The following is an 18,629-nucleotide window of genomic DNA, read 5'->3' as shown; positions in this document are numbered from 1 at the left end:
GCGATGGCGATCTCAAAGACGCCATCGCCGGCAAGCCGTGCTCCTACAGGGTTTGTGGTGTTTATTTGGGTGGGTAGTTGGCGAGAATTCGCCCGACCGTTTCCTGGATGGCAGTGCTGCGATCCGACGGGTTCGGTGTGCGGCTAAGTATCTGCTCGTCACTGCCGCGCCATACCAGTTTGCCGTCCTTGCCGTCGAGCAGGTCGATCTGGATGATCGCCACGTTGTAACTGACGTTACGGGTTTCGGTGTACATCGGCCCGCCCCAGTAGCCGTTCCATGGATTACCCCAGGCGCCGCCGTAGTTGGTGGTCACTTGTTGCTGGCGCTGTTCGACGATCAGATAGGTCTGCACGTTCAAATCGCCCTTTTGGCCACCGGCAGCCGGACGCAGGCCACGTTGATCGAGCTGATCGCTCACCGATTGGCGGATGCGTTGTTCAGTCAGGTCGCTCTTGATGCGTGGGTCATCGGGCCGATATTGCAGGGCGGGCTCTTTCCAGCTCCAGCTGCGATAGGCGGCGAAGTCGCGGCTGGCATCGAAGTCATGATTGACCTGGTTGCCGGCGCAGGCACTGAGCAGCCCGGCCACAGCCAGTAAAGCGAGACGGCGGAACATGATAGTTCTCCGGTTGAAGACACGAACCTGCGTACTGCTTCTTGACTAAAGAAGCTAACTAGGAGGATACGCCGACATCGCCTTTTCTACAGCTTCCCGTATCGCATCGGCACGCTCCCTCTCGCTGCCGCGATTGCTGGTTTCGGCGCTGGCACTCCATACCGGTTGACCGCTCTGAGCGTCAAACAAATCAACCCGCACCACCACGACCTGTTCCTGATAAGTCCGCACGATCGGCACGGTGTTGTACATGCCGTAACCGCTGCCGTAGCGGTTGTAACCGCCATAGCCGCCACCGTAATAACCATAGTCATCCCGAACCTGGCGCAGACGGGTTTCCAGGTGCAGTTCGGCGCTGACAAACAGGTCGGCCGGGCGGTTATCGTGCAGCGGGCGCAAGCCACGTTGATCGAGCGCATTGCTGACGGCTTCGGCGACCTGCGCCGAATCCGCCCAGGCGGTGCCCGACGGCAGCTGCCCGTTGAGCCAGGCCCAACTGCGGTAACGCCCGTAGTCGCGCGGCGGTGCCGGGTAGGCGCTATGGTCGAAGGTGTTGGCCGCCTGAGGCGGCGCGGGTGGCAAGGGGTTGGATGACGCCACATAAGGGTTGTTGCCCTGACAGGCCGCCAACCCGAGACAGATCACCAGTAACCCCGAACGACTGTTCATTTCGTGCTCCGATCAGACCGGCCGACAGATCCAGTGCAAGTAGCGCCCAAGCCCGGCAAAGCTTGGGTGACGACGGTGGGCCAGTTCCATTTCCAGCAAGTCCACCAGTTCGGCACGGGCCTGGAATTCCACTGGCATGTAGTCGTGAAAAACCCGCACCCCGCTCTGGGTTTCGACCTGCCACATTCCTTCAAGTTGCGCCGCCAGTTCCCGTGGATCAAGGGGCTGCTGCGGGGTCAGGCTTTGCTTTTCGCCGGCCATGTCGTTCTTGCGCATCTTGCGGAAGTGGCCTTTGAGCAGGTTGCGATAGATCAACGCATCGCGGTTGTAGAAGGCCAGGGACAACCAGCCATCTGGCTTGGTCAATTGATGCAGCACCGGCAGAATCGCGTGGGGTTCGGCCAGCCATTCCAGCACGGCGTGACACAGCACCAGATCGTAGGGTTCGGTGAGTTGACCGAGCAGGTCCTGCCACGGCGCCTGAATGAACGTTGCTGTTTGCCCGGCGTCGGCAAAGCGCTGACGGGCGCCTTCGAGCATCGGCTCGGCGGGCTCGGCCAGCGTGACCTCATGGCCACGTTGGGCCAGCCACAATGACATGTGGCCCAGGCCGGCGCCGATGTCCAGTACGCGCAAAGGTCGGTCCGGCAGGGTCTCGGCCAGGTCCGCCTGAAGCACCGCCAGACGGATCGCGCCTTTGGCACCGCCGTAGATTTTTTCGGCGAAGCGGGTCGCCAGTTGATCGAAATGACGGTCGCTCATCAGCTGAACCTCCGTTCGCTGTCGGCGAGTTTGCTGCGCACCACTTCATTCATGTCCAACCCCAACTCGCTGCACAGCAGCAGTAGATAGAGCACGATGTCGCCGATTTCCTGCCCGGCATGGGCGAGCTTGTCCGCCGGCAACTGGCGCGACTGGTCTTCGGTCAGCCACTGGAAAATCTCCACCAGCTCGGACATTTCCACGCTCGCGGCCATGGCCAGGTTCTTCGGGCTGTGAAATTGCCGCCAGTCATTGCGGTCACGGATGGCGTGCAGGCGTTCGGTCAGTTCAACAAGGTTCATCGGGCTCTCCTGAAGGCGTATAGCTTCGGGGGGATGACGGGGGAAGGCAAGCGTCTCGGTGTGACGCGGATCTTTGCACCATAATCAAAAGATCGCAGCCTGCGGCATCTCCTACGGGAACTCGGCACCCTGCTCGATAGCCCAAGGCTCAAGTCCGGCAACCACGCCACCACTTTCATCAAGGACGCTCACGACATGCAGGTAGAAAGTTTTTTCGAATGGCTCGGCCAGGCACTCGGTTCGGTTATCCGTTTCATCGTTGACAGCCTCAGCGGCTTGTTCAACCTGCTGAGCCATGCGGGCAGCAACTTTGTCGAAGGGCTGTCCCGTGCGCTGGGCATGGACGCGTCGATCATCAGCATCATTGCGCTGATTCTGGGGTTGATGCTGTTGTGGTCGGCGATTCGGGCGTTCATGAATGCGTCGATCATCATGGGGATTATCTGGTTGCTGCTGGGGTTGTGGTTGTTGAGCTGGATAATCCATTGATCCGTAAATCCCCCTCACCCTAACCCTCTCCCCGAGGGAGAGGGGACTGACCGAGTTGTACTTTCGAGCTACATCGACCTGAGAAACTGAGTCGAACTCAGGTTTTGAACAGCATGAAGATCGGCTCCCTTTCGGGAGAGGGGACCACTGAGTTGTACTCTCGAGCTACATCGACCTGAAAGACTGAGTCGAACTCAGGTTTTGAACAGCATGAAGATCGGCTCCCTTTCGGGAGAGGGGACTGACCGTACTCTCGAGCTACATCGACCTGAAAGACTGAGTCGAACTCACGTTTGAACAGCATGAAGATCGGCTCCCTTTCGGGAGAGGGGACTGACCGAGTTGTACTCTCTGGCTACAGAGACCTGAAAGACTGAGTCGAACTCAGGTTTGAACAGCATGAAGATCGGCTCCCTTTCCCCCTCTCCCCCGTGGGGAGAGGGCTGGGGTGAGGGGTGAATTTCTGATTCACAGCAAATCCCGAATCAACCGCTACAATGCCCGCTCCCCCAAGGAGCCTGCATGTCCAACCTGATCGCCGACTGGCGCGACCGCCCCACCCATCGTCGAGTCTGGGCGCTCGCCGCGCCGATGATTCTCTCCAACATTTCCGTACCGCTGGTGGCGCTGGTCGACAGTACCGTCATCGGCCACTTGCCTCACGCCCATCAGTTGGGTGCCGTGGCGGTCGGGGCCAGCCTGTATACCTTTCTCGCCTGGGCCATGGGTTTTCTGCGCATGGGCACCACCGGGTTCGCCGCACAGGCCGCCGGACGGGGGGACGGCGCGGCTTTGCGGCAGATCTTGCTGCAGGGTCTGTTGCTGGCAATGGGCCTGGCGATTGTCCTGGGAACACTGGGCGTGCCGTTGAGTGGAGTTGCGCTGCACTTCATGCAGCCATCGGCGGAGCTGGATCAGCTGACCCGCGAGTTTTTCCACACACGGTTGTTCGGTCTGCCGGCAGCACTGGCCAGTTATGCGCTGGTCGGCTGGTTCCTCGGCACTCAGAACGCCCGGGCGCCGCTGGCCATTCTGCTGAGCACCAACCTGGTGAACATCGCGCTGAACCTGTGGTTCGTTCTCGGGCTGGAATGGGGCGTGGTCGGTGCGGCTCGCGCATCGGTGATCGCCGAATGGACTGGCGCGCTGATCGGCCTGCTAATGACCCGCAACGCCCTGCGCGCCTATCCCGGCCACATCGCCTGGGCCGCACTGGCGCTGTGGCAGAGCTGGCGGCCGCTATTGGCGGTCAACCGCGACATTTTCATCCGCAGCCTGGCGCTGCAATCGGTGTTTTTCCTGATCACCGTGCAAGGCGCGCGACTGGGTGATGCCACCGTCGCCGCCAACGCGCTGTTGCTCAATGGTTTGCTGCTGACCGCCCATGCGTTGGACGGCCTGGCCCACGCAGTAGAAGCCCTTTGTGGCCACGCCATTGGTGCCCGTGATCGAGAGGCCCTGCGCCGCTCATTGGTGGTGGCCTGCGCTTGGTCGTTGCTGGCGAGCCTGGGCTTTGCCGTGCTGTTCCTGTTCGCCGGGCATCTGTTTATCGAGATGCAGACCAACATTCAGAGCGTGCGCGACACGGCGTTCATTTACCTGCCCTACCTCGCCGCGCTGCCGCTGATTGCGGTCGGGAGTTACCTGCTCGACGGGTTGTTTATCGGCGCCACCCGTGCCCGGGAAATGCGCAACGGTATGTTGCTGACAGTGATTTTGTTGCTGCCGTTCGCTTGGGCGCTGCAAGGTTTTGGCAACCATGGACTGTGGATAACCTTTCTATTGTTCATGTTGCTGCGCAGCCTGACCCTCGGCGCGTTTGCCTGGTATCTGCACAAAAACGACGGCTGGTTCGCCGGCAAAGCTCACTGAGTCGGCGTGGCGGGTGCGCGAGAACAGCTCCTGCACCGGCACGCCAGACCACCGGTGTGTTCAGGGTTGATCGCTTTGCCAGCGGTTGCGCAGGCTATCGAGCCGCTCCTGCTGGGTGAGTCCCGGCAATGCGTGCCCAGGCAAAGCGCCGGGGTACTGCAAGCGTAGCCATAACCAGTCATCGAGTACCGGGCGCTCGGTAAAATCCAGGGCCAACCCTTCCTGCACGTAGGACCACAGCGTGTTGTAGTCAGTCCCGGTGGATCGACTCCAGTGCCAGGCATGTTGCTCCAGCAGGCAGGTTTGCAGTTTTTCCTGCTGACGAGGACTGAGGTTTTCTTCAACCGCCAAAGGGCAGACGGCAAGCCCCGGATTGACCAACTGCTGCCAGCCCTGACTGCCGATCGCACGGTCAGCCCACGTCCCGCCGAACCAGCGCAAATGACTGATAGGACCCAGCCAGCGACTCAGCTCCTGCGCATCGCAGGCATCGAACAAATAACTGGCCGTTTGCGGGTTGTAGTAACTCAACAAGGCTCGGTGATGCAGACCGAACGTGACCGTGAGCATGCGGCGCAAATGCTCCAGCAACTGCGTCGACGACACCTCGCTGGCTATCTGCAAGCCGCGCCAGAAGAGCACTTCGCTGTGGCACAACCCGGCCAGCGCGGGGCATGTCCGAAGGTCGATCAGGGCCGGGCCGTGTTCACGCAACGCATGCCACTCAGTGTCTTCGAACAACCAGAACCACCGGGCATGCGCAAATTGCTGTTGCAGCATCGCCCCCGCCTGTGGCGCACCCGGCACATCCAGCAATAGCCATTGCGGGGTCGCGACGTTCATGCCGAACCGCTCTGGCCAAACCGCTTCGCCACCCGGCAGGTGCAGAGGGCCTGCGTGCAATGGTTGAAACTGCCCCCACCGGGCAGCAGACATAGCAACATCAAGGGTTCGCTCGATTGCAGAAGCGCCAGCATGCCCTCGACATCATCTGTCGCGGATGTGCGCGGCGGGCCGCCCTCCTCAGCCTCTTCTACGGACGAAGGGACGTGAAGAAACCCGGTAATCAACGGCTGATCCGGATCCCCCTCGATAAAGCTCACCACCACCTCGGCCCCCTCACTCAACTGCGTGACTGCCGCGGCGCCCAGTTCAGCGGCCACCGGCAGCCAACTGTGGCTAGGCACCGCGCCTTCGCCCTGATAAAGCCAGTCAAATTGCACGGCAACCGGTCTCGACGGATCGGGGCATGCCTCATCAATGTTGACCACCCAGGCCCGTTGCAGGCTGTGCATCCTGGGTTTCAGTGCGCAATGAGGCGCTACAAAAGACGCCTGCCAGTGAATCGCACGGATCTGGTTGCTGTAGGTCGCCGTTAAATCCTGACGGCCCTGATGCTCCACATGAGTCAGCAGCCAGGGCTGATTGCAGTCGGCAATCGGATGACCGGACAGCGGCATCAACTGCCCGCTGCGCAGCGCCGTCAGGTCCGTCCGACCTTCGGCCATCGGCGCGGCTAGTTGCCCAGCGCACCCCAGAAGCTTGAACTGACGCACGGCCGATTGCTCGCTCTCGACCTGGAAGACCGCGTTCTCGCCGAAACGAAAGGGCTCCTGACCATCACCGAAAACCACGCAATGCCCGCGCTCGCCGTGTTCGAAATGGTAATGAAGCCGTTCCTGGGCACACAGACGCTGGATAAATTGCAGGTCTGATTCCCGGTACTGCGTACAGAATTCACGGGCCGGGTAAACGCCACTCAGCTCAAAGCGCCGACTCTTGCCGGCAATACCGTGCTCCTTGAGCACCTGACTGAGGATTTGCGGCACCGAGCGCGCGCTGAAAATTCGCTGACTGAAGCGCAGGGAAAGGCACGCCAGCTTCGGCCCCAGACGTACGCGGCAGAGCCTGACAGCCAAGTCGTGGTCACGCTGGACGAGTTCATGCAATTGTCCGTGGAAGCCATTTTCCGCAGGCCCGACATGCAAAAAGGCCGGACGGTACAGCAGGCTTGCAAGGTCGAGTGTCGGGTCATCGATCAGCAGATCCACGTCGAACACAAAAGGCTCGCTGATGGCTTCTCTACCGGTAAAGGCCAAGACCTCAAAGGGGTCGGGCAGACCCTCTACATCCAGACGAAATGACGGCTCGTTGACTGGATCGAACATCGGCGATTCTCTACAGGAGGGGCGGTCGGGGATTCTCTCCGAGAGAGTTGGCCGAGTAGAGTGCCGAAGTACAACTTAGGAAATGACCTACGCGAAAAGAAGACCACATCGCTTGGATGGCCAGGAATGTGAGTCATTTCGCTTGAAATCAGAGAGGCATCTCACCAAGTCATCTGAAATTTCCGCTACGCGCAGTACATTTTCAGACAACCTGATGAGAGCGGTGCCTTACCTCAAGAAGACAGGTAAGAGGAACGGGTCAGCCCCAGACGCAGGGCGTCGAGGAACTGGGTACGCTCGGCGGCGGTGATGCGGGCACTGGCGCATTTGTCGCGGTAGTGGGTCATCAACTCTTCCGGCGACAAGTGCACATAACGCAGCATGTCTTCGATAGTGTCGTGGGTTTCGATACCCGCGTGGTACACACTGCCGTCAGCGTTCTGATAGATGTTCACCGAGTCGGTGTCACCGAACAGGTTGTGCATGTCGCCGAGAATTTCCTGGTAGGCGCCGACCAGGAAGATACCCAGCAGGTAGTCTTCACCGTCGTTCAAACCGTGAACCGGCAGGCTGGTTTCGATGCTCTGCTCGTCGACGTATTGCTTGATCTTGCCGTCGGAGTCGCAGGTCAGATCTTGCAGCACCGCACGGCGCAGCGGCTCTTCGTCGAGACGGTGCAGCGGCAGGATCGGCAGGACCTGGCCGATGGCCCAGGTGTCCGGCAGGCTCTGGAATACCGAGAAGTTGCAGATGTACTTGTCGGCCAGCTTGTCGTTGAGTTCGTCGAGCACCTGACGGTGCGAACGCTGACGAGCCTTCAACGAGTTGTGCAGGCGACGGCACACCGCGAAGTAGCATTGCTCGGCCAGGGCTTTCTCGGCCAGGGTCAGCTTGCCATCGGCGTACTGGGTCGCGATGTCGCTCATGTAGTGAGTCGCGCGCCAGTAGGTTTCGGTGACCATCTCGATGTCGGTCGGGCCCAGCAGGTCAACCAGCCACTGCACGGTTTCCGGCAGTTCGTCCTTGTTCTCGATCTGCGGCACGTCGTCGTTGTGCTTCTCGACGTCGGTCACTTGCACCACCAGCATGGCGTGGTGAGCGGTCAGGGAACGGCCGCTTTCGGAGAAGATGTTCGGGTGCGGCAGGTTCTGCGCGTCGCAGAACTCCTTGAGCATCCCGACCACGACACCGGCGTAATCGTCCATGTCGTAGTTGATCGAGCTGGCGTTACGCGAGTGCGTACCGTCGTAGTCCACGCCCAGACCGCCACCGACGTCGATGTGGTCCACTGGCAGGCCAAGGTTGCGCAGTTCGCCGTAGTAACGGATCGCTTCCTTGAAGCCGTGCTGGTAGTCCGCCAGGTTGGCGATCTGCGAACCCATGTGGAAGTGCAACAGGCGAATGCCCTGATCCAGGCCAGCCGCGCGGAAACGCTCAACCACCGACAGCAGTTGCGCCGCCGACAGACCGAACTTGGATTTCTCACCACCGGTGTCAGCCCACTTGCTCGACGCCAGGGATGACAAACGCACGCGCAGGCCAACCTGAGGCTTGACCTTGAGTGAGGCGGCTTCTTCGATCACCAGCCCGACTTCGGATTCTTTCTCGATCACGATGAACACGTTGTGGCCGAGCTTCTGGCCCATCAGCGCCAGACGAATGAATTCGCGATCCTTGTAGCCGTTGCAGACGATGGTGCCGCCCTTCGGCGCCAGGGCCAGCACGGCCAGCAGCTCAGGCTTGGAGCCGGCTTCAAGACCAATGGACACGTCTTGGGTGGCAATGATGTTCTCGATCACTGCTTCTTGCTGGTTAACCTTGATCGGGTACAGCGCGGTGTACTTGCTCTGGTATTCCAGACGCTCGATGTTGGCGTCGAACGCGCCCGTCAGCTGACGCACGCGGTCTTGCAGAATGTCAGGGAAACGCACCAGCAACGGCAAGGACAGGCCGCTTTTACGCAGCTGATCAACTTGCTCGAACAGGTCGATAGGCGAACTGGTCGGACCGTTCGGACGAACTTCGACGCGACCGGCGTCACTGATCGCGAAATACCCGGCCCCCCAATGGCGAATCCCGTAAACACTGCGGCTGTCCGCAACTGTCCATTGGCTGCCATCGTCTTTGCGTGTGCGTCGTACGGACATTGAAGTCCCCTATAAAGAAGTCATAGAGCGTCGCCTGGGTTCAGGCCGGCGCAGTCTAAAGAATGAAAATGACGGTTCGTCAACGAGGGGATAGACCTCGCTGACCGCAGTGAGTTTAGAAACCGGTCAGAACAGGCTCTGTGAAAACCATGTAGACGGCGCCAGACCTGCTGTCAGGACTGGATCAAGCCGAGGGTGGTTTTCACAGAGGCTGCTAGCCGCCGGACTTCTTCGCTTTGAAACCGTGTTTGATCAGCTCGGCCAAGAGTAGCTCGACATGATCGCCCTGGATTTCAATGATTCCGTCTTTCAACGCACCGCCGGTCCCGCAACGTTTCTTCAACGTGGTCGCCAGGTCCTTGAGTGCGTCTTCGGCCAACGGCACGCCGGTGATGGTGGTCACCGTCTTGCCGCCACGGCCCTTGCTTTCGCGACGCACGCGAGCGATGCCGTCGCCGGCCGGGATAACGGTCTGTTTGCAGATGCAGGCATCCACCGGTTGACTGCAATCCGGGCAATGACGACCTGCGTCGGTGGAAAATACCAGGCCACCAAGGGCGGCGAAGGATGCGGCTTTTTTGGCCACCGGCAATCCTCTTGGGAGGACAAAGACTGGTCGCGGCAACCTGGACAGTTGCCATCGACCGCGAAGCCCCACTCAGGCAGGGGCAGCGCTACTGAAACGGTACAACCTTGTAGGAGCCGAGCTTGCTCGCGATGGACGTCAACGATAACGCGAGCGTTCTGAATGTACGCGTCGTCCTTGCGCTCTTCGCGAGCAAGCTCTGCTCCTACAACAAGCAATGCCGGTTCAGCTTAAAAAGGTCGCGCAGTGTAACGGCAAAAAGCCGACTTGCTAAGAGCCAATCGGCGCCAATTTATGCCTCTTTTGCGACGCCATTCTTCCGAGAACCAAGATAGCGCTTCAATGCGGCCAGAGAGTCCGGGCAATAAGGCTTTTGCTGGATTTCCAGCAGGACTTGATCAACGGGAATAAAACGCGCTTCAAGGACTTCTTCGGGTTGCAGGATCAATGGACCGTCCCACACCGCTGAAAACGCCGAACACCAGAGCCGATTACCGGTGTCTTCGAAGAAAAAGTGATCATGGGCGGTCAGTTCCACCCCGCTCACGCCCAGCTCTTCTTCCAGCTCGCGGGCAGCCGATTCGGCGTAGGTTTCGGTCGCTAGCACCATGCCCCCCGCCGCCACGTCCCAGAAACCTGGATAAATGGCTTTGCTCAGCGTGCGTCGATGCACGCAGAGTTCACCGGCGGAATTGAACAGCATGATGTAAGTGCCGCGCCCGATCAGCCCGCGCTCACGCAGGTCGGAGCGGACCAGGGCGCCGAGCAGGTTGTCCTGCTCGTCAACCCAGGCGATCTGTTCGGCATCCGAGGCCGCGCGGTGCGCGACCTCTCTGGCGCTATTGACCATGACTCAGCCCTGATTGAGCAATTGACGCAAATCGATCACTGCGGCGTTGGCCCGGGAGATGTAGTTGGCCATGACCAGCGAGTGGTTGGCCAGCACCCCGAAGCCGCTGCCATTAAGGATCATAGGACTCCAGACCGGTTCCTGCGAGGCTTCCAGTTCACGAATGATCTGACGCACGCTGACCGTGGCGTTCTTCTTGGCCAGCACATCGGCGAAGTCGACTTCGATGGCGCGCAGCAGGTGGGACAAGGCCCAGGCCTGACCGCGAGCTTCGTAGAACACGTTGTCGATCTGCATCCACGGGGTTTCGACGATTTCTTCGTCAACCTGCGGCACCTGACCCGGGGCGACGACTTCGGTTTTCAGCGCCGTGTTGAGCTTGACCCGGCCAACGCTGGCCGACAGCCGTTGCGACAGCGAACCCAAACGGGTACCGACATCGCCCAGCCAGTTGTTCAGGTTGTCGGCGCGGGCATAGAACAGCGCGCTTTTCTGACTCGGGTCGGACAGGCGCGCCTGATAACGGCTCAGGGAGTTGATGCCTTCCTGGTATTCGGACTCACTGGAGGGCAGCACCCAGCTCTTGTTGTCGAAGTTGAAGCGCGGCTCGGCCTTGGCCAGGTCAGCGTCTTCGGTGGACTGCGACTGGGAACGAGCGAAGTCTTTACGCAGTGCACGACTCAGGTCGCGGACCTGGACCAGCACCCCATATTCCCAGCTCGGCGTGTTATCCATCCACAGGCCCGGCGGGAAACGGTCGTTGGAAATATAGCCACCCGGTTTGGTCAGCAAAGTACCGGCGACGGTCTTGAGGGTTTCGACCGTGGTGTAGCCGATGACCATTTGCTTGCCTTCTTTCTCGGCGGCCATCTGGGCATTCTGCTGAACCGGAAACAGCGCAGGTTCCTGGCTCCAGTACCAGCCCAATGCAATCGCCACCAGCAAGTAAATGGCAATCAGAGTGGCCAGCGCCCGGCTGAACAACAGGCCACCCAAGTAACTGCGGGTGGCCGATTTCGGTTCAGCGGCACGTTCAGGCGCGCTGCCCGCGCGGTTCTTCCAGTCCAGCATGGCGATATCCTTTCAATCACTTGAGTTCATCGGTTCGACCACAACCATACAACAACGTGCCTTTGGCCGGCACCCGTCGTGGGGTTATCCGGATAAATTACCGTCGGGCAGCCGTGACAACCGCGCTCCCATTAACTCAAGCGACGTCGCCTGTTTAAACGCCGATGATCACCATTGAAATCTGCTGCACCCCGGGCGATACAAAAAGATGCGCTATGCCCTCGCCGTCGGTTCTGCGCGGCGCAGTGTCCCCATCTACCGTCGCGATGTAATGCCGCTGAGTCAGAGGATCGCCTGTCACGCTGTCTACGAGGCGAAAGATCTTTGGCGACCTTGAGGGCTGGACGGGCGGATTTTGCATCAGCTCCATGACCTTTGGATCAAAGGCACGATCCGGCATTTTCCAGTCAACGTAGTCGGCTTCAGGCCTGACTAACCGCCACTCTCCCCGTTCAATCAGATCAAGCACCTCGCTGTCGATATCGATCAGCAGGCCGGCACGCAACTGGCCCAGGCCTTCAATGGGTTGTCGATCAAGCAGCGCCTGGCGCAACACTTCCAGTGCTTGCTCACTGGAGTAGGCAAGTTGGCGCTCCCAATCGGACAAATCGAGTTCGTTGACCAACCTCATCCCTGCACCTCGGTGTTCCACTCATCGGACCCCATGGTTCGACTGACTTCGTGCCGCCAGTAAATTCGCTGGTAACTGAAATGGACCTTCTCCAATTGAGTGAGGTGAGCGGTGCCGGGATCCTGGCAATGCGGCATCAGAACCTCAGCGCCAATGATCAGCGCGTCTTCCAGCTCCATTGTGTAGAAATGCTCCTGGGTGCCCTGAGCCGACGTACGATACCACTCGACGCGGCACACTTTGAGCAATTCTCCCGAACACAAAGCGTTGTTGATCAGCGGTGTCGCTTTGTCGATGGTCTTGGTGATGATCAAAGGCTTGTGCATCCGACGCCCCGCACCCGAGCCTTTCGGTACGAAGATGCCATGGCTCAGGGCCTGAATCATGATTTGGTCCTCACGCCCTAATTGGTAGGTGTTGCCTACCGATGCTTCGGTAAAGGCGCCGGCACTGATCAGACCTTGCCTTTCCCCGTGAAGGGTCATGAAGGCGGGAGTTGGCATGGTGGGGCTCCTTTGGTTTTTGTGGGGAATAAGGGGGTGTCCTGGATGGATTGATCCAGTTCGATTAGAGCTTCTTCGTCCCCGTCTTCTGCGAAAGGCGTCCACGGCTTGCCGATCGACAGTGTGATTAGGTAACGCTCTTCATTTGGTCGCTCGTTGTATTCGAAGCGGCTCATGAACATTGCGATTTGGTATTGTTTGCCTGCCTTCCAGTAGACGGATCCTCCTTTATTAACGTCTCGCAGCTGCGCTCGCCATTCAGGTGTGTCGGCAAAGGGTGGATAGCGCGTCTTGCCCGCTACCCTCCATCCGCTCCCGCGCCATTGGTCTTGCAAATCCAGAGCGACCTTCAGAGCCTCATCGAGTAGCAACGGTTCGACCTGCGGGGACATGCGAATACTGCTAACGACATTGTCGTCAAATACAACCGTGAAAAATCGTGCTCTCGGCGTGACGAACTCGTACTGCGGATCGATGAACCTAAGCCGTGCATCCCCCGAGGGAAGGCCCATCCAGACGTGGCCCGGAACCCTTGGGCTGAAGGAGACCGAAGAATGCTTGAGCAACGTTTCATAGGTGCCGCCCATTTCCAATGCAATTACCGGCTCCTGCAATAGGGATTCGATCATCTGATTCGCCGCCATCAGTATCAGGAAGGCCAGAAGCAACAAGCCAACCCCAAGCCGCCAACGGCCCTTGCCTCGTCGCGAATTCATCGCAATCTCTGCCCTGTTGCGATCGCGGTGATCGACTGCTCCAGCACACTACGGTTTGTGCCGTTGAGCATCTGATCGAAGCGTGCCGCTGCCCGAAGTACGAAAGGCATTCGCTGCTTGAGATCCGACAAATCCGCCAGCGGACTGTCGCTGAAACCAATGGTGCGTCCGTCGTCAACACGTTGGCATTGGCTGGAGAGCGTCAACTCAATTGCCTGGGCTACGCCAGTAGGAAAACCGGTTACGTAAGAAGCGTGGTTACCACGCAGTAGAGCCACCAGTTGCCCATTCTGATAAATCGTGGGCTGTAGGATATTTTGCTGCTCATGCCAGGCTAAATGCTCGACGCTTTTGGCAATATCCCCTGAATCCAAAGCCTCGAAGGCCTGTAGTATTTCTCCGTAGTTGCGCCCGAATTTTAGCTTTTTCTGCCCTACCGGCCAAAGAACCGGGTGCTTTGGGTGTCCATAAATTCCTTCGCGCGCTTCCAAGCATGTTTTCAATTCCTTCAACCCACGCTTCGCATAAAACTCATGCAACGGAAAAACATCCAGAAACAGCGTGGTATTCCCCAACGCCATCATGTCGCGCACATGCCGAAACTGTTGTTGCACCAACGACAAGTCCTCACCCGCAGAACGAAAATCCACAGAGGGCACAGGATTACGCGCATCCGCTTCTTTATAGTCACGCAACTCATCCACCTGCTCGGGCATCCTGTCCGGCGTCAGCAAACCGTACTCTCGGCGGCTGTCGCGCAATCGCTGCCGCGCCTCATGCTCGTCGCGTATGAGATCGATACTGTCCGCCGCATGCAACAAGCCGCAGCCGACCTGCTTGGAGGCAAATGCCGCCAGCCCCGCCCACTGAAACCGAGAATCGTGTAACCAGAGTCGAGCGTACGCAGCGTTGATAGCGCGGTTGCGCTCGATAGGGTCGGCAATCAAGACCCCATTGGGTGCGACGATTTCTTCCGCCTCGCGCTGGTATCTACGCCAAAGGCACGCGCAGGTCAGAACCGGCACATCGGTAACAAGCGTCTTGCTCCCATAAAGCAGCTCCTCTTTACACTCACAGTCAGCAACGGGTGTGCTGTTGTAGTTCAGGCGCTGCTCATCGCAGGGGTGTTCTTTGAAACACTGGGTCATGGTTTGCGGACGAGCGACTAAGGGAATCCCTGAACCCTAACAGCCGCAATTCCCGACCGGATCGTTTGGCCGAAAAATCAGAAATACCTGACAGACGAGGCTCGCCGAGCCTTGGGAAATAACCTTGAAATGTTCAGGAAACGTCCTGAAACACCCGGTTCCTCTGGCTCTATCGGCCAGTGACGCCCTGGCGGAGACTCATCGGTCAGAAACTGAATCAGGTCGCTTTACAGTTAATTGATGTACGACACTCATGCGATTGAAAAGAGGTGCTAGCATAGAGCCACCAGTCAATCTCAGCATGCCCCCTAACTAGTTGTCAGGATATGACCGAGCCAGAAGACCCCAGCCGTGAGCGCCTCAAGCACCACTTTGCCCAGCGGGTAATTCATCAGGCACGTCAAATTCTTGAGATATGGCAGCGCCTGCAACGCAGCGAGTGGTCCACCACCGACCTATCGGAACTGAGCGAGGCCAACCTGCGCCTGCTGCGTTTCGCCGAGCGCTTCGAACAACCTGAACACACCCAGCTGGCGCGCCACATCGGTCAGTCGCTGGAGGCTGTCGACGCCAATCGTGGACGCCTGAGCAGCGGACTGATCACTGACCTCAATCGTTTGATGCAGCGCCTGTCACGCACCGGCCTGCGCCATGGCGATCAGTTGGAGCAGACTTTTCTGCCGCCGCTGCGCAAGCCGGTTTACGTGATGCTGCAGGATCATGACCGTGGCGAGCGCCTGGCCAAACAACTGGAATTCTTCGGGCTCAGCGCGCAAGCCCTCGACAGCGTTGCGGCGTTCCGCTCTTCGATGATCGAGCGCTTGCCCGCGGCGATCGTCATGGACGTGGACTTCAGTGGCGCCGGCATCGGCCTGAAACTGGCTGCCGAAGCCCAGGAAGGCCTCGATCATCAATTGCCGCTGTTGTTCTTCAGCCTGCACGAAACCGATACCCCGACCCGCCTCGCCGCCGTGCGTGCCGGTGGCCAGGAATTCCTGACCGGCACCCTCGAAGCCTCGAGCCTGCTGGAGAAAATCGAAGTCCTGACCTGCGTCGCCCAGTACGAACCTTATAAAGTGCTGATCATCGACGATTCCCGCGCCCAGGCCTTGCACACCGAGCGCCTGCTCAACAGCGCCGGGATCGTCACGCGGACCTTGATCGAGCCGATCCAGGCCATGGCCGAGCTCGCGGACTTCCAGCCAGACCTGATCATCCTCGACATGTACATGCCGGCCTGCACCGGTACTGAGCTGGCCAAAGTGATCCGCCACAACGACCGTTACGTCAGCGTGCCGATCATTTACCTGTCGGCCGAAGACGATCTGGACAAGCAGCTCGACGCCATGAGCGAGGGCGGCGACGACTTCCTGACCAAACCGATCAAGCCCCGACACCTGATCACCACCGTGCGCAACCGCGCGGCGCGGGCGCGCAATCTCAAGGCGCGGATGGTCCGCGACAGCCTCACCGGGCTGTACAACCACACGCACATTCTGCAATTGCTCGAAGACTGCAGCTTCCGCGCCCGCCGCGAAAACAAGCCGCTGAGCTTTGCGATGCTCGACATCGACCACTTCAAACGAGTCAACGACAGCCACGGTCACCCCATGGGCGATCGGGTGATCAAGAGCCTGGCGCTGTTTCTCAAGCAACGCTTGCGCAAAACCGATTTCATCGGCCGTTACGGCGGTGAAGAGTTCGCGATCGTGATGCCGGACACCGATCTCGAATCGGCGCACAAAGTGCTCGACGAAATCCGTCGACGTTTTGCCGAGATTCACTACCCGGCTCAACCGCAGGACCTCTGGTGCACGTTCAGCGCCGGCGTGGTGGAACTGTGTGAACACTCCGACAGCCTGATGATGGCCAGCCAGGCAGACGAAGCGCTGTACCGCGCGAAAGACGCCGGACGCAACCGCGTGCAGGCTGCGCGGACGTCAAAGCAAAGTGCCACTTTTTCATCAGAATCGACCGATTCGGTCATAACCCTGTAACACAAACGCAATAAATTCAGGCGCTTACCATTCTGCCGCTGGTAGACCCGCAATGCGCCTGAAGCTGCTGACCAATCTCAACACCCTCCTTTTAGTCGCCGTGTGCGTGGCCCTTGGCGCCACACTGTGGTGGTCGCAAAAAGCCCTGGAGCGCCCCTATCTTTTGATGGAGCGTTACCTGGGTTTGTCCCAGCAATTTCAAAATGAAGTCGCGCGCAACATCGACGACTACCTCGCCAGCGGCGATGCCCTGCGCCTGAGCAGTGCCAGCCAGGCCATCGACAGCCTGCAAAAGGAACTCGGCGAATTGCCGCCGGCCCTGGCCGACACCTTGCGCCCGAGCCTGTCGAACCTCGAAGAATTCAGCAAAACCGACCTGCTGGCCGCGGGCAAACTCGCGGGCGATCCGCAAGCGTTGCTGCTTCAGGCCGAACGCGAACTCGGCGCCAGCCTCGATCAGCTCAGCCAGTACGCCAGCACTAACGCGGCGTATCTGACGCCGTTGCTCGCCGCCTCCCAGCACTTGGGCAAGTTGTCTCTGGCCCGGGACAAACTGGTCAGCAGCGGTCGAAGTGAGTTGGCCGCCGATGTCGAGCGTGAAGTCGCCAACATCCGCACTCAGGCTGAGTTACTGGGCGCCTTGCCGCTGCTCGGTGTAGCCAGCAGCAGCGAATCCGGCACTGATGATTTCGCCGCGATGATGGGCCTGGAGAACACCGAAAAAGCTGTTGCAGAGGATGCTGGCGTTGGCCTCAAGCGTGAACTGAACAGCCTCCTCACTCGCTACCCGGCCGAATTGGCGCGCACACGTGACCAGATCCAGAAACGCACCGACCTCAGCGCCGCCACTCACCTGAAAATCGCCGCCGTGCAGCAGGCCATTGCCGGACTGGAGCCGGTGGTTCGCGCCCAGCACGGACAGATCCAGGGCGAAGTGCGGCTGATGCAAGGCGTGATGATCGGCCTGATTCTGCTGATTGCTTTGCTGATCGACACCTTGCAACGGAAACTGGCCCGGACGCTTACCAACCTCGTCCCGGCCCTCTCGACCTGGGCCGAGGGCGACTTCAGCCGGGACATTCAACTGGGTAAAACCAATCGCGAACTGCATGACATTCAAGCGTCGCTCAATCGCTTGCGCGCCTATCTGGTGGACCTGGTCGGGACCATTCGTCTCAACGCCGAACAGGTCGCCGGCAGTAGCCGAACGCTGGCCGAGCTGAGCAATGACCTGCACAGCGGCGCCGAACATCAGGCCGGCGACACGGCGCTGATCCGTGATTCTCTCGGCGAACTGGAAGCGACCATTCAACAGGTTGCCGGCGATGCCAGCCAAGCCGCCGACGCCAGCCGCCATGCCGGGGTGGCGGTGGAGCACGGCCAGAAAGTCATCGGTTTGAGCCTCACCGGGCTGCACGCGCTGGTCGGCGAAGTGCAAGGCAACGCGCAAATGATCGAACACCTGGCCGAGGAGTCGGCAACCATTGGCGGCGTGCTGACGGTCATCCGCTCGATTGCCGACCAAACCAACCTGTTGGCCCTGAACGCCGCTATCGAAGCGGCCCGAGCCGGGGAAATGGGTCGAGGGTTTGCCGTGGTGGCCGAAGAAGTTCGCTCACTGGCGCAACGCACCGCTGGCGCAACGGCAGAGATCCAGACGTTAATCGCCGGGTTACAAACCGCGGCGCGACAATCGGTGGAAGGCATGCGCGCCCAGGTCGAACACGCCGAAGCCACTGCCAATCAGGCCCAGGCCGCCGACGGTGCGCTGGATAAAATCGTCGGTGCGATCCAGACCATTTCCGACACCGCCGTACGCATCGCCGATGTCACCGCCCAGCAGAGTGGCGCCGTCAGCGAAATCCGCGATCACAGTGAGCGGATTCACCAATTGGGCGGGGATAACTTGCTGCGCATCGGCGAAGGGCGCGTGCAGGGGGAGAATTTACTGGTGCTGGGTGGACGGTTGCACACAGCCGTTCAAGCCTTCCGCGTCTGATGGCTTCCTGGTGATTGATCGTTCCCACGCTCCGCGTGGGAATGCAGCCCGGGACGCTCCGCGTCCCAAAGGCGGACGCAGAGCATCCATTGAGGCATTC

General features: G+C 59.6%; 18 protein-coding genes. 4 read left to right on the top strand and 14 right to left on the bottom strand.

Translation table 11 applies throughout. The annotated features are described in order from the left end of the window. Nucleotides 1-61: 61 nt before the first annotated feature. From IB252_RS20220 to IB252_RS20205, 4 genes are read right to left on the bottom strand one after another with little or no spacing between them, the layout of a single operon-like run. Nucleotides 62-619, bottom strand: a complete 558-nt coding sequence (locus tag IB252_RS20220) for a DUF4136 domain-containing protein (RefSeq protein ID WP_111449172.1) — start codon at nt 617-619, stop codon at nt 62-64. A gap of 54 nt (nt 620-673) precedes the next feature. Next, nucleotides 674-1,288, bottom strand: coding sequence for a DUF4136 domain-containing protein (locus tag IB252_RS20215; protein ID WP_192410043.1), 615 nt, complete (start codon nt 1,286-1,288; stop codon nt 674-676). A gap of 12 nt (nt 1,289-1,300) precedes the next feature. Continuing rightward, the gene (locus IB252_RS20210; RefSeq protein ID WP_008153735.1) at nt 1,301-2,050 is read right to left on the bottom strand and encodes a methyltransferase; all 750 of its coding nucleotides are present in this window, start codon (nt 2,048-2,050) and stop codon (nt 1,301-1,303) included. Then, complete coding sequence (locus IB252_RS20205; protein ID WP_008011269.1) at nt 2,050-2,352, bottom strand: MazG-like family protein; 303 nt, start codon at nt 2,350-2,352, stop codon at nt 2,050-2,052. The genes IB252_RS20210 and IB252_RS20205 overlap by 1 nt, the downstream gene beginning before the upstream one ends. A gap of 195 nt (nt 2,353-2,547) precedes the next feature. On the opposite strand from IB252_RS20205, the gene IB252_RS20200 reads away from it, so the two are divergent. After that, nucleotides 2,548-2,841 (top strand): hypothetical protein, encoded by a 294-nt coding sequence (locus IB252_RS20200; RefSeq protein WP_008153736.1) that lies wholly within the window; start codon nt 2,548-2,550, stop codon nt 2,839-2,841. A gap of 522 nt (nt 2,842-3,363) precedes the next feature. Continuing rightward, nucleotides 3,364-4,713 carry an MATE family efflux transporter gene (locus tag IB252_RS20195; protein ID WP_192410042.1) on the top strand — a complete coding sequence of 450 codons (1,350 nt, stop codon included), beginning with the start codon at nt 3,364-3,366 and terminating at the stop codon, nt 4,711-4,713. Nucleotides 4,714-4,773: 60 nt separating this feature from the next. Here the strand turns inward: IB252_RS20195 and IB252_RS20190 are convergent, their stop codons facing one another. The 10 genes from IB252_RS20190 to IB252_RS20145 form a co-directional block, all read right to left on the bottom strand. After that, nucleotides 4,774-5,556, bottom strand: coding sequence for a DUF4123 domain-containing protein (locus tag IB252_RS20190; RefSeq protein WP_192410041.1), 783 nt, complete (start codon nt 5,554-5,556; stop codon nt 4,774-4,776). Continuing rightward, on the bottom strand, nt 5,553-6,881 hold the full coding sequence (locus tag IB252_RS20185) for a type VI secretion system Vgr family protein (protein ID WP_192410040.1): 1,329 nt from the start codon (nt 6,879-6,881) through the stop codon (nt 5,553-5,555). The genes IB252_RS20190 and IB252_RS20185 overlap by 4 nt, the downstream gene beginning before the upstream one ends. Nucleotides 6,882-7,114: 233 nt before the next feature. Beyond that, on the bottom strand, nt 7,115-9,028 hold the full coding sequence (speA, locus tag IB252_RS20180; protein WP_111449178.1) for an arginine decarboxylase: 1,914 nt from the start codon (nt 9,026-9,028) through the stop codon (nt 7,115-7,117). Between the two features lie 214 nt (nt 9,029-9,242). Continuing rightward, on the bottom strand, nt 9,243-9,614 hold the full coding sequence (locus tag IB252_RS20175) for a translation initiation factor Sui1 (RefSeq protein WP_007907444.1): 372 nt from the start codon (nt 9,612-9,614) through the stop codon (nt 9,243-9,245). A 292-nt stretch (nt 9,615-9,906) separates the two neighbouring features. Beyond that, the gene (locus IB252_RS20170) at nt 9,907-10,464 is read right to left on the bottom strand and encodes an NUDIX hydrolase (RefSeq protein ID WP_111449179.1); all 558 of its coding nucleotides are present in this window, start codon (nt 10,462-10,464) and stop codon (nt 9,907-9,909) included. 3 nt (nt 10,465-10,467) lie between these two features. Further along, on the bottom strand, nt 10,468-11,535 hold the full coding sequence (locus IB252_RS20165) for a DUF2333 family protein (protein ID WP_056746213.1): 1,068 nt from the start codon (nt 11,533-11,535) through the stop codon (nt 10,468-10,470). A gap of 154 nt (nt 11,536-11,689) precedes the next feature. After that, complete coding sequence (locus tag IB252_RS20160; RefSeq protein ID WP_192410039.1) at nt 11,690-12,166, bottom strand: hypothetical protein; 477 nt, start codon at nt 12,164-12,166, stop codon at nt 11,690-11,692. After that, nucleotides 12,163-12,669: an Hcp family type VI secretion system effector gene (locus IB252_RS20155; RefSeq protein WP_192410038.1), complete on the bottom strand. Its 507-nt coding sequence runs from the start codon at nt 12,667-12,669 to the stop codon at nt 12,163-12,165. Before IB252_RS20155 ends, IB252_RS20160 begins: the two co-directional genes overlap by 4 nt. After that, nucleotides 12,648-13,385, bottom strand: a complete 738-nt coding sequence (locus tag IB252_RS20150) for a hypothetical protein (RefSeq protein ID WP_225607501.1) — start codon at nt 13,383-13,385, stop codon at nt 12,648-12,650. Before IB252_RS20150 ends, IB252_RS20155 begins: the two co-directional genes overlap by 22 nt. Continuing rightward, nucleotides 13,382-14,533 (bottom strand): DUF2515 family protein, encoded by a 1,152-nt coding sequence (locus tag IB252_RS20145; protein WP_192410037.1) that lies wholly within the window; start codon nt 14,531-14,533, stop codon nt 13,382-13,384. The genes IB252_RS20150 and IB252_RS20145 overlap by 4 nt, the downstream gene beginning before the upstream one ends. 326 nt (nt 14,534-14,859) lie before the next feature. On the opposite strand from IB252_RS20145, the gene gcbA reads away from it, so the two are divergent. Then, nucleotides 14,860-16,530, top strand: a complete 1,671-nt coding sequence (gcbA, locus tag IB252_RS20140; RefSeq protein ID WP_111449185.1) for a diguanylate cyclase GcbA — start codon at nt 14,860-14,862, stop codon at nt 16,528-16,530. 52 nt (nt 16,531-16,582) lie between these two features. After that, on the top strand, nt 16,583-18,529 hold the full coding sequence (locus tag IB252_RS20135) for a methyl-accepting chemotaxis protein (RefSeq protein ID WP_192410036.1): 1,947 nt from the start codon (nt 16,583-16,585) through the stop codon (nt 18,527-18,529). The last annotated feature ends 100 nt before the right edge of the window (nt 18,530-18,629 follow it).

Source organism: Pseudomonas sp. PDM10, from assembly GCF_014852295.1.
In the GTDB taxonomy this organism is placed as follows: Bacteria; Pseudomonadota; Gammaproteobacteria; order Pseudomonadales; family Pseudomonadaceae; genus Aquipseudomonas.
Note: the sequence above shows the minus strand (reverse complement) of the source record. Positions and strands in the feature narration are given on the sequence as shown.